Annotated in this window: 15 protein-coding genes; all 15 read left to right on the forward strand. The window is 67.1% G+C overall.

The genetic code is table 11. The annotated features are described in order from the left end of the window. Positions 1–2 precede the first annotated feature (2 nt). The 15 genes from ACFWZ4_RS01205 (at position 3) to ACFWZ4_RS01275 (ending at position 12,990) form a co-directional block, all read left to right on the forward strand. Positions 3–1,556, forward strand: coding sequence for a DHA2 family efflux MFS transporter permease subunit (locus ACFWZ4_RS01205; RefSeq protein WP_439702953.1), 1,554 nt, complete (start codon positions 3–5; stop codon positions 1,554–1,556). 88 nt (positions 1,557–1,644) lie between these two features. Then, on the forward strand, positions 1,645–2,121 hold the full coding sequence (phaR, locus tag ACFWZ4_RS01210) for a polyhydroxyalkanoate synthesis repressor PhaR (RefSeq protein WP_439702954.1): 477 nt from the start codon (positions 1,645–1,647) through the stop codon (positions 2,119–2,121). Between the two features lie 245 nt (positions 2,122–2,366). Continuing rightward, on the forward strand, positions 2,367–3,767 hold the full coding sequence (locus ACFWZ4_RS01215; protein ID WP_439702955.1) for an FAD-dependent oxidoreductase: 1,401 nt from the start codon (positions 2,367–2,369) through the stop codon (positions 3,765–3,767). Next, positions 3,760–4,164 (forward strand): DUF3293 domain-containing protein, encoded by a 405-nt coding sequence (locus ACFWZ4_RS01220; RefSeq protein WP_439702956.1) that lies wholly within the window; start codon positions 3,760–3,762, stop codon positions 4,162–4,164. Before ACFWZ4_RS01215 ends, ACFWZ4_RS01220 begins: the two co-directional genes overlap by 8 nt. Positions 4,165–4,361: 197 nt before the next feature. Continuing rightward, positions 4,362–4,994, forward strand: coding sequence for a cytochrome c biogenesis heme-transporting ATPase CcmA (gene ccmA, locus ACFWZ4_RS01225; RefSeq protein ID WP_439702957.1), 633 nt, complete (start codon positions 4,362–4,364; stop codon positions 4,992–4,994). Between the two features lie 36 nt (positions 4,995–5,030). After that, positions 5,031–5,717, forward strand: coding sequence for a heme exporter protein CcmB (gene ccmB, locus ACFWZ4_RS01230; protein WP_439702958.1), 687 nt, complete (start codon positions 5,031–5,033; stop codon positions 5,715–5,717). Between the two features lie 4 nt (positions 5,718–5,721). After that, positions 5,722–6,492: a heme ABC transporter permease gene (locus tag ACFWZ4_RS01235; protein ID WP_439702959.1), complete on the forward strand. Its 771-nt coding sequence runs from the start codon at positions 5,722–5,724 to the stop codon at positions 6,490–6,492. Further along, a complete protein-coding gene (gene ccmD, locus ACFWZ4_RS01240; protein ID WP_439702960.1) occupies positions 6,489–6,683 on the forward strand; it encodes a heme exporter protein CcmD in 195 nt (64 codons plus the stop codon). The genes ACFWZ4_RS01235 and ccmD overlap by 4 nt, the downstream gene beginning before the upstream one ends. Beyond that, entirely contained in the window at positions 6,680–7,138 is a 459-nt protein-coding gene (gene ccmE, locus ACFWZ4_RS01245; protein WP_439702961.1) for a cytochrome c maturation protein CcmE, read from the forward strand. Before ccmD ends, ccmE begins: the two co-directional genes overlap by 4 nt. Next, positions 7,135–9,111: a heme lyase CcmF/NrfE family subunit gene (locus ACFWZ4_RS01250; protein WP_439702962.1), complete on the forward strand. Its 1,977-nt coding sequence runs from the start codon at positions 7,135–7,137 to the stop codon at positions 9,109–9,111. The genes ccmE and ACFWZ4_RS01250 overlap by 4 nt, the downstream gene beginning before the upstream one ends. Next, on the forward strand, positions 9,108–9,650 hold the full coding sequence (locus ACFWZ4_RS01255) for a DsbE family thiol:disulfide interchange protein (protein WP_439702963.1): 543 nt from the start codon (positions 9,108–9,110) through the stop codon (positions 9,648–9,650). The genes ACFWZ4_RS01250 and ACFWZ4_RS01255 overlap by 4 nt, the downstream gene beginning before the upstream one ends. Before the next feature lie 104 nt (positions 9,651–9,754). Continuing rightward, positions 9,755–10,162, forward strand: coding sequence for a cytochrome c-type biogenesis protein (locus ACFWZ4_RS01260; RefSeq protein ID WP_439703755.1), 408 nt, complete (start codon positions 9,755–9,757; stop codon positions 10,160–10,162). Next, positions 10,159–11,190, forward strand: coding sequence for a tetratricopeptide repeat protein (locus tag ACFWZ4_RS01265; protein ID WP_439702964.1), 1,032 nt, complete (start codon positions 10,159–10,161; stop codon positions 11,188–11,190). Before ACFWZ4_RS01260 ends, ACFWZ4_RS01265 begins: the two co-directional genes overlap by 4 nt. After that, the gene (gene metX, locus ACFWZ4_RS01270) at positions 11,187–12,332 is read left to right on the forward strand and encodes a homoserine O-acetyltransferase MetX (protein ID WP_439702965.1); all 1,146 of its coding nucleotides are present in this window, start codon (positions 11,187–11,189) and stop codon (positions 12,330–12,332) included. The genes ACFWZ4_RS01265 and metX overlap by 4 nt, the downstream gene beginning before the upstream one ends. Positions 12,333–12,408: 76 nt before the next feature. Continuing rightward, positions 12,409–12,990 (forward strand): cysteine dioxygenase, encoded by a 582-nt coding sequence (locus ACFWZ4_RS01275; protein ID WP_439702967.1) that lies wholly within the window; start codon positions 12,409–12,411, stop codon positions 12,988–12,990. The last annotated feature ends 18 nt before the right edge of the window (positions 12,991–13,008 follow it).

The following is a 13,008-nucleotide window of genomic DNA, read 5'->3' on the forward strand; positions in this document are numbered from 1 at the left end:
CCATGGCCGCCACACCCAACGACACCAAGCCGCTGCCGCCCCTGCACGGCAGCGCGCTGGTACTGCTCACCATCGCCGTCGCGTTCAGCACCTTCATGGAAGTGCTGGACATGACCATCGTCAACGTGGCCGTGCCGCACATCGCAGGCAGCCTCGGCGTGAGCCCGAGCGAGGGCACCTGGACGATCAGCTCCTACGCCCTGGCCAGCGCGATCATGCAGCCGTTGACCGGCTGGATCGCGCGGCGCTTCGGCGAGGTGCGCAGCTTCGTCGTGTCGGTACTGCTGTTCGTCACCTTCTCGATGGTGTGCGGACTGGCCACCTCGATGCCGCTGCTGGTGATCGCGCGCCTGCTGCAGGGCGCCGGCTCCGGCCCGATGGTGGCGCTTTCGCTTACCCTGCTGCTGTCGAGCTATCCGAAAGCCAAACAGGGCATCGCGCTGGCGCTGTGGGCGATGACCGTGGTGGTGGCGCCGATCTTCGGCCCCATCCTGGGCGGCTGGCTGACCGACAACTTCTCCTGGCCGTGGATTTTCTACATCAATCTTCCGGTGGGCCTGGCCGCGGCGGTGATCACCTGGGGCCTGCTGCACAAGCGCGAGACGAAGACCGCCAAGACGCCGATCGACGCAGTCGGCCTCGCGCTGCTGGTGGTCGGCGTGGGCGCGCTGCAGTTCATGCTCGACAACGGCAACGACCACGACTGGTTCGCCTCCCCGATGATCACCACGCTGGGCATCATCGCGCTGGTCTGCCTGACCTTTCTGATCGTCTGGGAATTGCATGCCAGGCACCCGGTGGTGGAACTGGCGCTGTTCAAGGAGCGCAACTTCAGCGTGGGCGTGATCGCCCTGACCCTCGGCATGTTCGCGTTCTTCGGCATCAACGTGGTGTTCCCGCTGTGGCTGCAGGTGACGCTGGGCTACACCGCCACCTGGGCGGGTCTGGCGACCGCGCCGGTGGGGGTGCTTGCCTTCCTGATGGCGCCCATATTGGGCCGCAACATGCACCGGCTCGACCTGCGCGGCGTGGTGACGTTCTCCTTCATCGTCTTCGCGATCACGTCCTACTGGTTCTCCACGTTCAACAGCCTGGCCTCGTTCTCGTCGCTGGTATGGCCGCGCTTCGTCATGGGCATCGCCATCCCCTGCTTCTTCATTCCGCTCAACCAGATCTACCTCTCCGGCCTGCCGCCGGAGCAGATCGCCAGTGCGACCGGCCTGTCCAACTTCTGCCGCACGATGGGATCGAGCATCTCCACCGCGGCGACGGTGACCCTCTGGCAGCACCGGGGTGAGACGCACCACGCCACGCTGACCGAAAACATCGACGCCACCCACACGGCGGCCACCGGCTTCCTGCAGCAGGTATCGCACATGGGCATGTCGCACACGCAAGGCCTTGGGCTGCTCAACCAGCTAGTCACCCGCGAATCGCTGACCCTGGCCGTGAACGATGTATTCCTCGCCTGCGCAGTGCTGTTCGTGCTGCTGATCCCGATCCTGTGGTTCGCCCGGCCGCCGTTCGGCAGCGCGGGTGGCGCAGTGGGGCATTGACGCGTAGCGGCATGGGTTTCTTTGCTGCACCGGCGGGTGCAGCATGGATGTCTGGTGCAGCGCAATACGTTCTGCTAGCGTGTGCCGCATGGCACAAAAACTGCGCATCATCAAGAAGTATCCGAACCGCCGGCTCTACGACACGGAGATTTCCAGCTACATCACGCTGGAAGAAGTGCGTCAGCTGGTACTGGACGGCGAAACCTTCGAGGTCCGCGATGCCAAGAGCGGCGAGGACCTGACCCGCTCGGTGCTGCTGCAGATCATCTCCGAGCACGAGGAGAAGGGGCAGCCGATGCTGTCGCCCCAGCTGCTGAGCCAGATCATCCGTTTCTACGGCGATTCGCTGCAGGGCTTCATGGGGCCGTACCTGGAGCGCAGCCTGCAGGTGTTCCTTGACCAGCAGCAGCAGTTCCGCGCCCAGCTCAACAGCCTGATGGGGCAGACGCCCTGGTCGATGCTCAACGAGCTGACCGAGCGCAACCTGGACGCCTGGAAGACCATGCAGCGCGGCTTCCTGGACGCCGCCGCGCAGGCTCCGCCGAACAAGAACCGCAAGGGCTGAGCCCCTCTTACCAAGCGATCACCGTCCGCAAGGGACGGGGTTCGCTCCTTCTACCCTTCGGGAGAAGGGTGGGATGAGGGGCCGGGGCTGGCGGAGTGCCAAGCTCCAATGGTCGCCGGACAAACGGTCCGGCTCGACAACTCTCCCCGCAAGAGCCCTCCCTCACCCCAGCCGGGAGAGGGACAAGGCATTGCAACCCCGCGCCGCTTGCGGAACAGTTCGGCGATGCCCGCAACGGATCGCCCATGAGCAGCAAACCTTCCCTCACCCTGATTGGCGGCGGCCTGGTCGGCGCGCTGCTGGCCCAGCAGCTGGCGCGCCGCGGTTTCGCCGTGGATGTGTTCGAGAAGCGCCCCGACCCGCGCGTTGCCGGCTTCCTCGGCGGCCGTTCGATCAACCTGGCCCTGGCCGAACGCGGCCTGCAGGCGTTGCGCAGTGCCGGGCTGGCCGAAGACGTGCTGCAGCACGCCGTGATGATGCGCGGTCGAATGGTGCATACCACGGACGGCCGCAGCGCCCTGCAGCGCTACGGCGTGGACGACAGCGAGGTGATCTGGTCGGTCTCTCGCGGCGGGCTCAACATGCTGCTGCTGGACGCCGCCGAGGCGGCTGGCGTCCGCTTCCATTTCGGCCAGGGCCTGGTCTCGGCCGACTTCGATGCCGGCCGCGTGCGCGTGGCCGATCTCGACGGCATCGAACGTGAGCTCGATGCTCCGGTAGTGATCGGCGCCGACGGCGCGGGCTCCGCGCTGCGCATGGCGATGAATGCCCACCACCCGTTGGGTGAGCACACCGAGTGGCTTGGGCATGGCTACAAGGAACTTGAGATCCCGCCCGCTTCCCGGTTGCCGCCCGCGCTGCTGCGGAACAGTGGCGGCCGCGACCAATACGCCATCGAGCCCAACGCCCTGCACATCTGGCCCCGTGGCGGCTACATGTGCATTGCCTTGCCCAACACCGAGGGCAGCTTTACCGTCACGTTGTTTTTGCCCACGCAAGGAGCGCACCCGAGCTTCGCCACGGTGCCGGATGCGCGCGCGGCCGAGGGGTTCTTCCGAGACGACTTCGCGGATCTGCTGCCCCTGCTACCCGACTTCGCGGACGATTACGAAGCCCATCCGGTCGGCACGCTTGCCACGCTTTACCTGGAACGCTGGCACCTCGGCGGCCGCGCGTTACTGGTGGGTGACGCTGCCCACGCCATCGTGCCTTTCCACGGCCAGGGCATGAATTGCGGATTCGAGGACACGGTGGTGCTGGCCGGGCTGCTGCAGGAAAACGATTCGGCCGAAGCCTTCGCCGAATTCCAGCGCATCCGCCAGCCCAACGCCGACGCGATCGCCGCCATGGCATTGGAAAACTACGTCGAGATGCGCGATTCGGTGGCCGATCCCCGCTACCTGGCCAAGCGCGAACTCGGCTCGCGCCTGGCTGCGCGGGCGCCGGAGCACTTCATGGCGCGCTACCGCATGGTCACCTTCACCCATCTGCCCTACGCCTACGCGCTCGAGCGCGGGCGTGCGCAGGATGTGCTGCTCGAGCAATTGCTGCGCGACTCCAACAATGCGGCCTCGGTCGACCTGGACGCCGCCGTCGCCACCCTCAAAGCCACGCTGCCGACCCTGCCGCCGCTGCGCCATGGATGAGGAACTGCTGAAGGCCTACTGCCGCAGCGCCTATCGCGTGCGCCTGCGTTCGGGCGGCGCCGCCACGATCCGGATCGGCGAGCCGTTGCCGGTCGCGCTACGGCCGCTGGCCGGCAGCCGCGACTGGGGCTTTTTCACGGCATGGAACCCGCGTTCCAGGCCACTCCCGCCGACAGTCAACCGCGAGGCCGAACGGCGCCTGCTAGCCGACCTGCGGGCCGACGCCTCACTCGATGTCCATCCGGCGCTCGGCAAGGGCACCGACGGCTGGCGCGAGCCGAGCTTCTGGATCGTGGGTATCGGTCCGGAGGCGCTGGAGCGCCTGGGCGACCGGTACGGACAGAACGCGTGGCTGTTCGGGCACGGGGCGGGTTTGGCGGAGTTGCGATTGAGCTGATTGCCGGTCCCGCCAAGGATTCCCCATTCGCCTGTCGGCTCCTCCCCCGCGGGCGGCAGTGGTATGCGCATCCCTCCCTCGGTCCGCAGGGTGGATGGTTCTCGAAGGGCGGATGGTGGAGCCTTGCCCCAACCTGCCCCGGGTGCGCCGCCACACCGCATGGACAAGCCACGCACCCATTGCGGACAATCCCCGGAATGACCTCCGCCCACGCCATCCCGCTGCTGCAAGCGCGGGGCCTCTCCTTTCTGCGCGCCGACGAGCCTGTTTTCGGCCCGCTGGATTTCGCCCTGCACGCAGGCGAACTGGCGCTGGTCGAGGGCGACAACGGCAGCGGCAAGACCACCCTGCTGCGCCTGCTGGCCGGCCTGCTGCACATCGGCGAGGGCGAACTTCACTGGCGCGGGCAGCGCTGGAGCCGCGACGCATGCGCGAGCGAGGTGCTGTTCCTGGGCCACCAGCTCGGCCTGAAGATGGACATGAGTCCGCGCGAGAACCTGCACATCGTCGCCGGCCTGCATGGCGCGCGCGCGGGCCGCAGCGCGGCGTCCGTGCTGGCCGAGGTCGGCCTGGCCGGCTATGAGGATGAACCTGTGCGTCGCCTGTCCGCGGGCCAGAAGAAGCGCGCCGCACTGGCGCGGCTGTTGCTGTTGCCGGCGATCCTGTGGTTGCTGGACGAGCCGTACGCGAACCTGGATCGCGCGGGCATTGCGCTGGTCAACCGGCTGCTGGAAGCACACGTCGCCGAGGGCGGCGCGGCGCTCGTCACCAGCCATGGCGCGGTGAGCTTCCACGGTGGCGAACCGAAGCGGATCCGCATGCATGCGTGAGATTGCTGTTTCGTCGCCGAAGCCGGAGCTGCCTGCATGAGCCGGGCCTCGCTTGCGGTCGCCTGCGCGGCCGTGCTGCGGCGAGACCTCACGCTCGCATGGCGCCGCCGCGGCGACATCGCCATGCCGGTGCTGTACGCGTTGATCGTGGCCACGCTTTTTCCGTTCGCGCTTGGGCCGGAAGATGCCCTGCTCCAGCGCATCGCCGGCGGTGTAGTGCTGGTCACCGTACTGCTGGCCATGCTACTGGCGCTCGACGCCATGTTCCGCAGCGACATAGAGGATGGTTCGCTGGAGCAACTGGTCCTTGCACCCCAGCCGCTGGCGATGATGCTGGCGATGAAGATTCTCGCCCACTGGCTCACCACCGCGCTTCCGCTGATCGTGATCGCGCCGCTGCTGGCCGGCATGCTGCACCTGCCCGTGCCGGTGATGGGCGTGCTCGTGCTGGCTTTGCTGCTGGCCACGCCGATGCTCAGCCTGCTGGGTGCCGTTCTGGTCGCGCTGACGGCCGGAACGCGGCGCTCTGGTATGCTGCTCGCCTTGATGCTGCTGCCACTTTGCGTGCCGGTGGTCATCTTTGCCGCAGGTGCGGTCGCGGCCGCGCAACAGGGGTTACCGTGGGTTGCCCCGATCGCCTGGCTCGGTGCGGCGCTCGCCCTGGCTCTGGTACTTGCGCCGCTCGCCTGTGCGGCCGCCCTTCGCATTGCTTTGGACGCCTGACCCCATGTCCAAGTGGATTCCCCTCTGGCTGCACAAGCTCGGCTCGCCGCCGATCTTCTACCGCTTCGCCGGCACGCTGCGGCCATGGTTTTTGGCGCTGGCGCTGATCGCCGGCGCCATCGGCCTGTACGGCGGACTGGTATTGGCGCCTGCCGATTACCAGCAGGGCGACGCCTACCGGATCATCTTCATCCACGTGCCCAGCGCGTGGATGGGGCTGTTCATCTATGGCGTGATGGCGGTGGCCTCGTTCATCGCGCTGGTCTGGCGCATCAAGCTGGCTGAAGCCGTGGCCTTGGAATCGGCGCCGGTCGGCGCGGCCTTCACCTTCATCACCCTGGTCACCGGCTCGTTGTGGGGCAAGCCGATGTGGGGCACCTGGTGGACCTGGGACGCGCGGCTGACCTCCGAACTGGTGCTGCTGTTCCTATACCTGGGCGTGATCGGGCTGTATCACGCCTTCGAGGACCGCCGGCAAGGCGCCAGGGCCGCCGCGTTCCTGGCGATCATCGGCATCATCAACGTGCCGATCGTGCACTTCTCGGTGAATTGGTGGAACACGCTGCACCAGGGCTCGACCGTGCGCATCCTTGGCCCCTCCAAGATCAGCATGGACATGCTGTGGCCGCTGCTGACCATGATGGTGGCGACCAAGCTGTACTACGTCGCCAGCCTGTTCGGACGCGTGCGCGCGGACCTGCTGGAGCTCGAGGGCGGCAAGGACTGGGTGCGCAGGATCGCCACCGGCGGACAGTCCTCGGGAGAACAGGCATGAGCCAATTCCTCGCCATGGGTGGCTACGCCGGATACGTGTGGCCGGCTTATGCCGTGTTTTTCCTCGTCCTGCTCGCCGATTTCATTTCCCCGCTGCTGCGCCGCCGCCGCAACCTGCGTGAACTTCGCGCCCGACTGGCGCGTCAAACGGCGCGCCAGCAACGCGCCGCCTCGCCCGCCGTGAATCCATGAACCCGACCCGCAAACGCCGCCTGATCATCGTCCTGCTCGTGCTCGCCGCCGCCGTGGTGGCGGTAGGCCTGACCGTGTTCGCCCTGCAGCAGAACATGAACTACCTGTTCACTCCGAGCCAGGTGCGCGCCGGCCAGGCCGAGGCGTACAAGACCTTCCGCCTTGGCGGCATGGTCAAGGCCGGATCGATCGAACGCTCGGGCGAGTCGCTAAAGGTCGGCTTTACCGTCATCGACGCGGACGGCGCGATGCCGGTCGAGTACACCGGCATCCTTCCGGACCTGTTCCGCGACAACCAGTCGGTAATCGCCACGGGACACATGGCTGGCGGGCATTTCGTGGCGACCGAGGTGCTGGCCAAGCACGATGAAACCTACATGCCGAAGGAACTGAAGGACGCCATGGAAAAGGCGCACCACGGAAAGACCGTGGCTGCCAACGAGGCTCCGCAATGACTCCCGAACTCGGCCAGCTCGCCCTCATCCTCGCCATGCTGCTCGCCCTGGCGCAGGGCGTGCTGCCGCTGATCGGCGCCTGGCGCGGCAACCGTGCGCTGATGGCGACCGCACGCCCGGCCGCTGCAGGCCAGGCGGTGTTCGTGGCGCTGGCATTCGGCCTGCTGGTGTGGGCCTTCCTGAGGTTCGATTTCTCGGTCCAGTACGTGGCCGACAACTCGAACCTTGCCCTGCCCTGGTACTACCGCATCGCTGCCGTGTGGGGCGCGCACGAGGGCTCGATGCTGCTGTGGGTGCTGATCCTCAACGTCTGGACGGTGGCACTGGCCGCCTTCAGCCGCCAGTTGCCCGAGGAGTTCCTGGCACGCGTGCTAGGCGTGCTCGGCATCGTGGCGGTCGGCTTCCTGGCCTTCATCATCTTTACCTCCAACCCCTTCGCGCGCCTGTTGCCGATGCCGCCGGACGGCGGCGACCTGAACCCGGTGCTGCAGGACCCGGGCATGACCTTCCACCCGCCCGTGCTGTACATGGGCTACGTGGGCTTCTCGGTGGCCTTCGCCTTCTCCATCGCCGCGCTGCTTGGCGGCTCGCTGGAGCAGGGCTGGGTGCGTTGGGCCCGACCGTGGACCAACGCGGCCTGGGCCTTTCTCACCTGCGGCATCGTCGCTGGCAGCTGGTGGGCCTACGCGGAGCTGGGCTGGGGTGGCTGGTGGTTCTGGGATCCGGTCGAGAACGCCAGTTTCATGCCGTGGCTGGTGGGCGTGGCGCTGATCCACGCGCAGGCGGTGACCGAGAAGCGCGGTTCCCTGCGTGCCTGGACCATCCTCTTGTCGATCTTCGCTTTCTCGCTGTCGCTGCTGGGCACCTTCCTGGTGCGCTCGGGCGTGCTGACCAGCGTGCATGCGTTCGCCTCCGATCCGCGCCGCGGCCTGTACATCCTGGCCTTCCTCGCGATCGTGATCGGCGGTTCGCTGCTGCTGTACGCGGTGCGTGCTCCGAAGGTCGCCGGCGGCAAGTCGTTCGCGCTGCTCTCGCGCGAGACGGTGATCCTGATCGCCAACCTGATGTTCACCGTGGCCGCGGCCATGGTGCTGCTGGGCACGCTGTTCCCGCTGATCGGCGACGCGCTGCACCTGGGCAAGATCTCGGTCGGCCCACCCTACTTCGGCTTCCTGTTCCCGCTGCTGATGCTGCCGGTCGTGCTGCTCTTGCCGTTCGGGCCATTCCTGCGCTGGGGCAAGAGCGAGACCTCGCCGCTCAAGAGCGTGTTGCTGCGGGTGACCATCGCTGCGGTCGCCTGCGCGATCGTGGCCGCGTTCTTCGTGCAGGGTCAGGCAAAGGCGATCGCCGGGGTGGCGGCGGCGGTGTGGTGCGGCGTCGGGACACTGCTTTATGTCTACAAGCGTTGGCGCGAGATGCCGCGCGGGCGGCGCTACCCTGCCGAGATGGCCGGCATGCTGCTGGCGCATTTCGGGTTGGGCGTGTTCCTGGTCGGCGTGCTGCTGTCCGAGTCGCTGAGCGTCACCCGCGATGTGCGCATGGCGCCCGGCGACACGCAGACCGTGGGCGCCTACACCTTCCGCTTCGACGGCGTGGACGCCACCCGCGGTCCCAACTGGCATGCCGAGCAAGGCACGGTCACGGTGATGCGTGACGGCAAGACGATCGACGTCATGCATCCGCAGAAGCGCACCTATCCACGCGGCCAGGTGCAGACCGAATCGGCGATCGACCCGGGCGTCACCCGCGATCTCTATGTGGCCCTCGGCGAGCCGATGGATCCGAACAAGCTCGAAGGCGCCTGGGCGCTGCGGCTTTACGCCAAGCCGTTCGTGCGCTGGATCTGGGCCGGTGGCCTGTTCATGATGCTGGGCGGTTTCGTGGCCGGTGCGGACAAGCGCTTCCGCGCCAGACGCCCGGCCGCGAAGGTTGCGGCCGAGCCGATCCTTCCGGTTGAGGAATCGCGCGCATGAGCCGTTCGCTGCCGCTGATAGGTTTCCTGGTGCTGGTGGGTCTGTTCGGCTTCGGCATCTGGTGGAACACCCGGCACGACCCGCGCGAGGTGCCCTCGCCACTGATCGGCAAGCCGGCCCCCGAGTTCGTGCTGCCGTTGCTCGAAGATCCCGCCAGGATGGTCAGCAAGGCCTCGATGCTGGGCAAGCCTTACCTGGTCAACGTTTTCGCCAGTTGGTGCATCGCCTGCGGCGAGGAGCATCCGGTGCTGATGGCCGATGGCCGCACGCTGGGGATTCCGTTGGTCGGCTACGACTACAAGGATGCGCCCGAGGACGCAAAGGCCTGGCTCGCCCAGCACGGCAATCCGTACGACATGGTGATCGCCGACCAGCCCGGCCGCACCGCCATCGACTTCGGCGTATACGGCGCGCCGGAAAGCTTCCTGATCGACGCCAGGGGCACGATCCGCTACAAGCACATCGGGCCGTTCACGCCTGAAGTGATCGAGCGCGAGCTCAAGCCGCTGATCGCACAGCTCAAGCAGGAGGCGCCATGAGCGTCATGCTTCCCTGTAGGGCCACCCTCGGGCGCGAGCGCGCGGCATCCGGGTCGCGCCCGCTCCTGCAGGTGCTCTTCGCGCTGTTCATCGCGTTCTCGGGCATGGCCAACGCCCAGGCGATCGACCCGCTGCCCTTCAAGGACCATGCCCAGGAAATCCGCTTCCAGAACCTGACACGCCAGCTGCGCTGCCTGGTCTGCCAGAACGAGAATCTCGCCGATTCCAACGCCGACCTGGCGCGCGATCTGCGCCATGAGGTGTTCGGCCTGATGCAGCAGGGCAAGACGGATGACCAGATCAAGCAATACCTGGTCGACCGCTACTCCGACTTCGTGCTGTACGACCCGCCGGTCAAGCCAGCCACCTGGCTGCTCTGGTTCGGTCCGGCGCTGTTCCTGCTGATGGGTGCGGCGGTCGTACTGCTGACCATCCGCAAGCGCGGCCGCGCTGCGCGCATCGACAGCCGGCTGGTCGACAACGCCACGATCGAACAAGGGGACGATTGGTGAAGCTCGCGTTCTACCTGATCGCTGCCGCGATGATCGCGGCGGCGCTCGCGCTGCTGCTCTGGCCACTGGTGCGGCACGGTCGTTGCCAGGGCCGCCCGGGTGGCCTGTTCGCCCTTGTGCTGGCGGTCGCCTTCGTCGTGCCCCTGGCCACGGGCGGGCTCTATCTGCTGGTTGGAACGCCGGTGGCGCTCGACGGCGTTGCGGCACAGCCGGCGATGGACATCGACCAGGCCGTAACCGAGCTGCGCGACCACCTCAAGCAGCAGCCGGACGACCTGCAGGGCTGGATGTTGCTGGCACAGACCGAGGCCGCCCTCCACCAGAACCCGCAAGCGCGCGATGCCTACGACCAGGCACTGCGCCTGGATCCGAAGAATGGCGCGGCGATGGTGGGATGGGCCGAGGCCGATTCGATGGTTCGCGACGACCACCGCATCGAGGGCCGTGCCCTGGATCTGCTCAAGCAGGCAGTGCAGTCCGATCCGGCCAACCAGCGCGGTCTGTGGTTGCTCGGCATCAGCCAGTTCCAGCACGAGGATTACGCCGCTTCGGCCGCCACCTGGCGCCGCCTGCTGCCGTTGCTGAAGCCTGGCTCGAACGTGGCCAAGGCGGTGACCGAGCAGATCGCCGTGGCCGAAGCGCGCGCCGGCGGGAAACCGGCCTCCGCCACCAATGTCGAAGGTCCCCACCTCACGGTGCAGGTGCAGTTGGCCCCCGCGTTGCGCGACAAGCTCAAGCCCAGCGCCGCGCTTTTCGTCTACGCGCGCGCCGAACAAGGACCGCCGATGCCGCTTGCCGTGGCACGGCTGGATGCTTCGCAACTGCCGGCCACGGTCACGCTGACCGACGCCATGGCGATGGCGCCGCAATTGAAGCTCTCCTCGGCGGACAAGGTGCTCGTGGGCGCGAGGATCAGCGCCAGCGGACAGGCGATCGCCCAGGCCGGCGACCTGGAGGGTGATGCCGGCGTGGTGGCAGTGGACCAGACTGCGCCGATACGGATCGTCATCGACAAGGTCCACCCATGACCACGGACGCGCCCGACGCCCGCAGCTACTACGCCCTGCCCTCGCCGTTCGCGATGAAGCGCGGCGGTCAGCTTCACGGGGCGCGGGTGGCGTACGAAACCTGGGGTCAGCTGAGCCGGACTTGCGACAACGCCATATTGATCCTCACCGGTCTTTCGCCCAGTGCGCACGCCGCGTCCAATGCAAAGGACCCGACGCCCGGGTGGTGGGAGGAGATGCTCGGCCCGGGCAAGGCGATCGACACCGATCGCTGGTTCGTGATCTGCGTGAACTCGCTGGGCAGCGACAAGGGCTCGACCTGCCCTGCCTCGATCGACCCGGCCACCGGCGAACCCTACCGTCTGCGCTTTCCGGAGCTGGCGCTGGAAGATGTCGCCAACGCCGCCTTCGAGCTGGTACGCCACGGCCTGGGTATCGAACGGCTGGCCTGCCTCATTGGCTGCTCGATGGGCGGCATGGGCGCACTGGCGTATATGGTCCTGCACCCGGACAGCGTGCGCGCGCACGTCAGCGTGGATACCGCGCCGCAGGCGCAACCTTTCGCCATCGCCATCCGCTCGCTGCAGCGCGAGGCGATCCGGCTTGACCCGCAGTGGAACGGCGGTGACTACGACATTCACCTGGACAGCGGGCACGACGGCGACGGCGGCCGCTATCCCGAAATGGGCATGAGCATCGCGCGCAAGCTGGGCGTGATCACCTACCGTTCCGCGATGGAGTGGAACGGCCGCTTCGCGCGCATCCGGCTGGATCCGGAAAAGCGCGAGGAGGAGCCGTTCGGTTTCGAATTCCAGGTCGAGTCCTACCTTCAGGGCCATGCGCAACGCTTCGTGCGCAGCTTCGACCCCAACTCCTACCTCTATCTGTCGCGCGCCAGCGACTGGTTCGACATCGGCGAGTACGGCGGCGGCGACATCATGGAAGGCCTCAAGCGCATCCGCATCGAGCGAGCGCTGGTGATCGGCGTCAGCACCGACATCCTGTTTCCGCTCGAACAGCAGGAACAGATCGCCACCGGGCTTGCAGCCGCCGGTGCCGAAGTGGAATTCGTGGCGCTGGACTCGCCTCAGGGCCACGACGCCTTCCTCGTGGACATCCCCAACTACAGCCGCGCCATCGGTGGCTTTCTGGCCCGTGTGTGAATTCCTGACGAGCCCGTCTCGGCTGGCTAACAGTCGTGCGCTAAACTCCGCGTGAAGTCGCACCGCGAGAATCCCCATGCTCACCACGGAATTTCCCGGCTGCCGCGAACTGATCGATGCGATCGATCATGCCGTCGGCATGGAAACCACCTTTGCCGTCACCGATACCCTGCGCAACGGCCTGTGCAAGCTGATGCGCACCGGCGCAGTCAAGCTGCCCGATTGCGTGTTCGAGACCGCCGAGGGCCGCTACGCGCGACGTGAGCTCTACCGCAGCGAGAAACACGGCTACTGCGTGGTGGCAATGACCTGGGGTCCGGGCCAGGGGACGCCGATCCACGACCACTGCGGCATGTGGTGCGTCGAGGGCGTCTGGAGTGGCGCGCTGGAGGTGGTGCAATACGAGCGCCTCGCCGACGAAAACGGCCATTGCCGCTTCCAGCCCGTCGGCTCGATCCAGGCTGGTCCTGGCTCGGCGGGAAGCCTGATCCCGCCGCACGAATATCACACGATCCGCAACCCAAGCGAAGACGCCATCGCGGTCAGCCTGCACATCTATTCGGGCAACATGACCCGCTGCGCGATCTTTCGGCCGCTGCCCGAAGATCACGGCTACGAGCGTTGCGAGCGCCAACTGGGGCTCGACCCGGTGCACTGAGACGGGCATAATCCCCTT

Origin of the sequence: Frateuria sp. GZRe12 (assembly GCF_051900535.1) — a bacterium.
Classification (GTDB): domain Bacteria; phylum Pseudomonadota; class Gammaproteobacteria; order Xanthomonadales; family Rhodanobacteraceae; genus Frateuria_A.

Coding starts and splice junctions, on each gene's coding strand:
- metX (WP_439702965.1), top strand. CDS start 11,187: ATGACCACGGACGCGCCCGACGCCCGCAGCTACTACGCCCTGCCCTCG.
- ccmD (WP_439702960.1), top strand. CDS start 6,489: ATGAGCCAATTCCTCGCCATGGGTGGCTACGCCGGATACGTGTGGCCG.
- ACFWZ4_RS01205 (WP_439702953.1), top strand. CDS start 3: ATGGCCGCCACACCCAACGACACCAAGCCGCTGCCGCCCCTGCACGGC.
- ACFWZ4_RS01235 (WP_439702959.1), top strand. CDS start 5,722: ATGTCCAAGTGGATTCCCCTCTGGCTGCACAAGCTCGGCTCGCCGCCG.
- ACFWZ4_RS01250 (WP_439702962.1), top strand. CDS start 7,135: ATGACTCCCGAACTCGGCCAGCTCGCCCTCATCCTCGCCATGCTGCTC.
- ACFWZ4_RS01275 (WP_439702967.1), top strand. CDS start 12,409: ATGCTCACCACGGAATTTCCCGGCTGCCGCGAACTGATCGATGCGATC.
- ACFWZ4_RS01215 (WP_439702955.1), top strand. CDS start 2,367: ATGAGCAGCAAACCTTCCCTCACCCTGATTGGCGGCGGCCTGGTCGGC.
- ACFWZ4_RS01220 (WP_439702956.1), top strand. CDS start 3,760: ATGGATGAGGAACTGCTGAAGGCCTACTGCCGCAGCGCCTATCGCGTG.
- ACFWZ4_RS01255 (WP_439702963.1), top strand. CDS start 9,108: ATGAGCCGTTCGCTGCCGCTGATAGGTTTCCTGGTGCTGGTGGGTCTG.
- ccmE (WP_439702961.1), top strand. CDS start 6,680: ATGAACCCGACCCGCAAACGCCGCCTGATCATCGTCCTGCTCGTGCTC.
- ccmA (WP_439702957.1), top strand. CDS start 4,362: ATGACCTCCGCCCACGCCATCCCGCTGCTGCAAGCGCGGGGCCTCTCC.
- ACFWZ4_RS01260 (WP_439703755.1), top strand. CDS start 9,755: ATGGCCAACGCCCAGGCGATCGACCCGCTGCCCTTCAAGGACCATGCC.
- phaR (WP_439702954.1), top strand. CDS start 1,645: ATGGCACAAAAACTGCGCATCATCAAGAAGTATCCGAACCGCCGGCTC.
- ccmB (WP_439702958.1), top strand. CDS start 5,031: ATGAGCCGGGCCTCGCTTGCGGTCGCCTGCGCGGCCGTGCTGCGGCGA.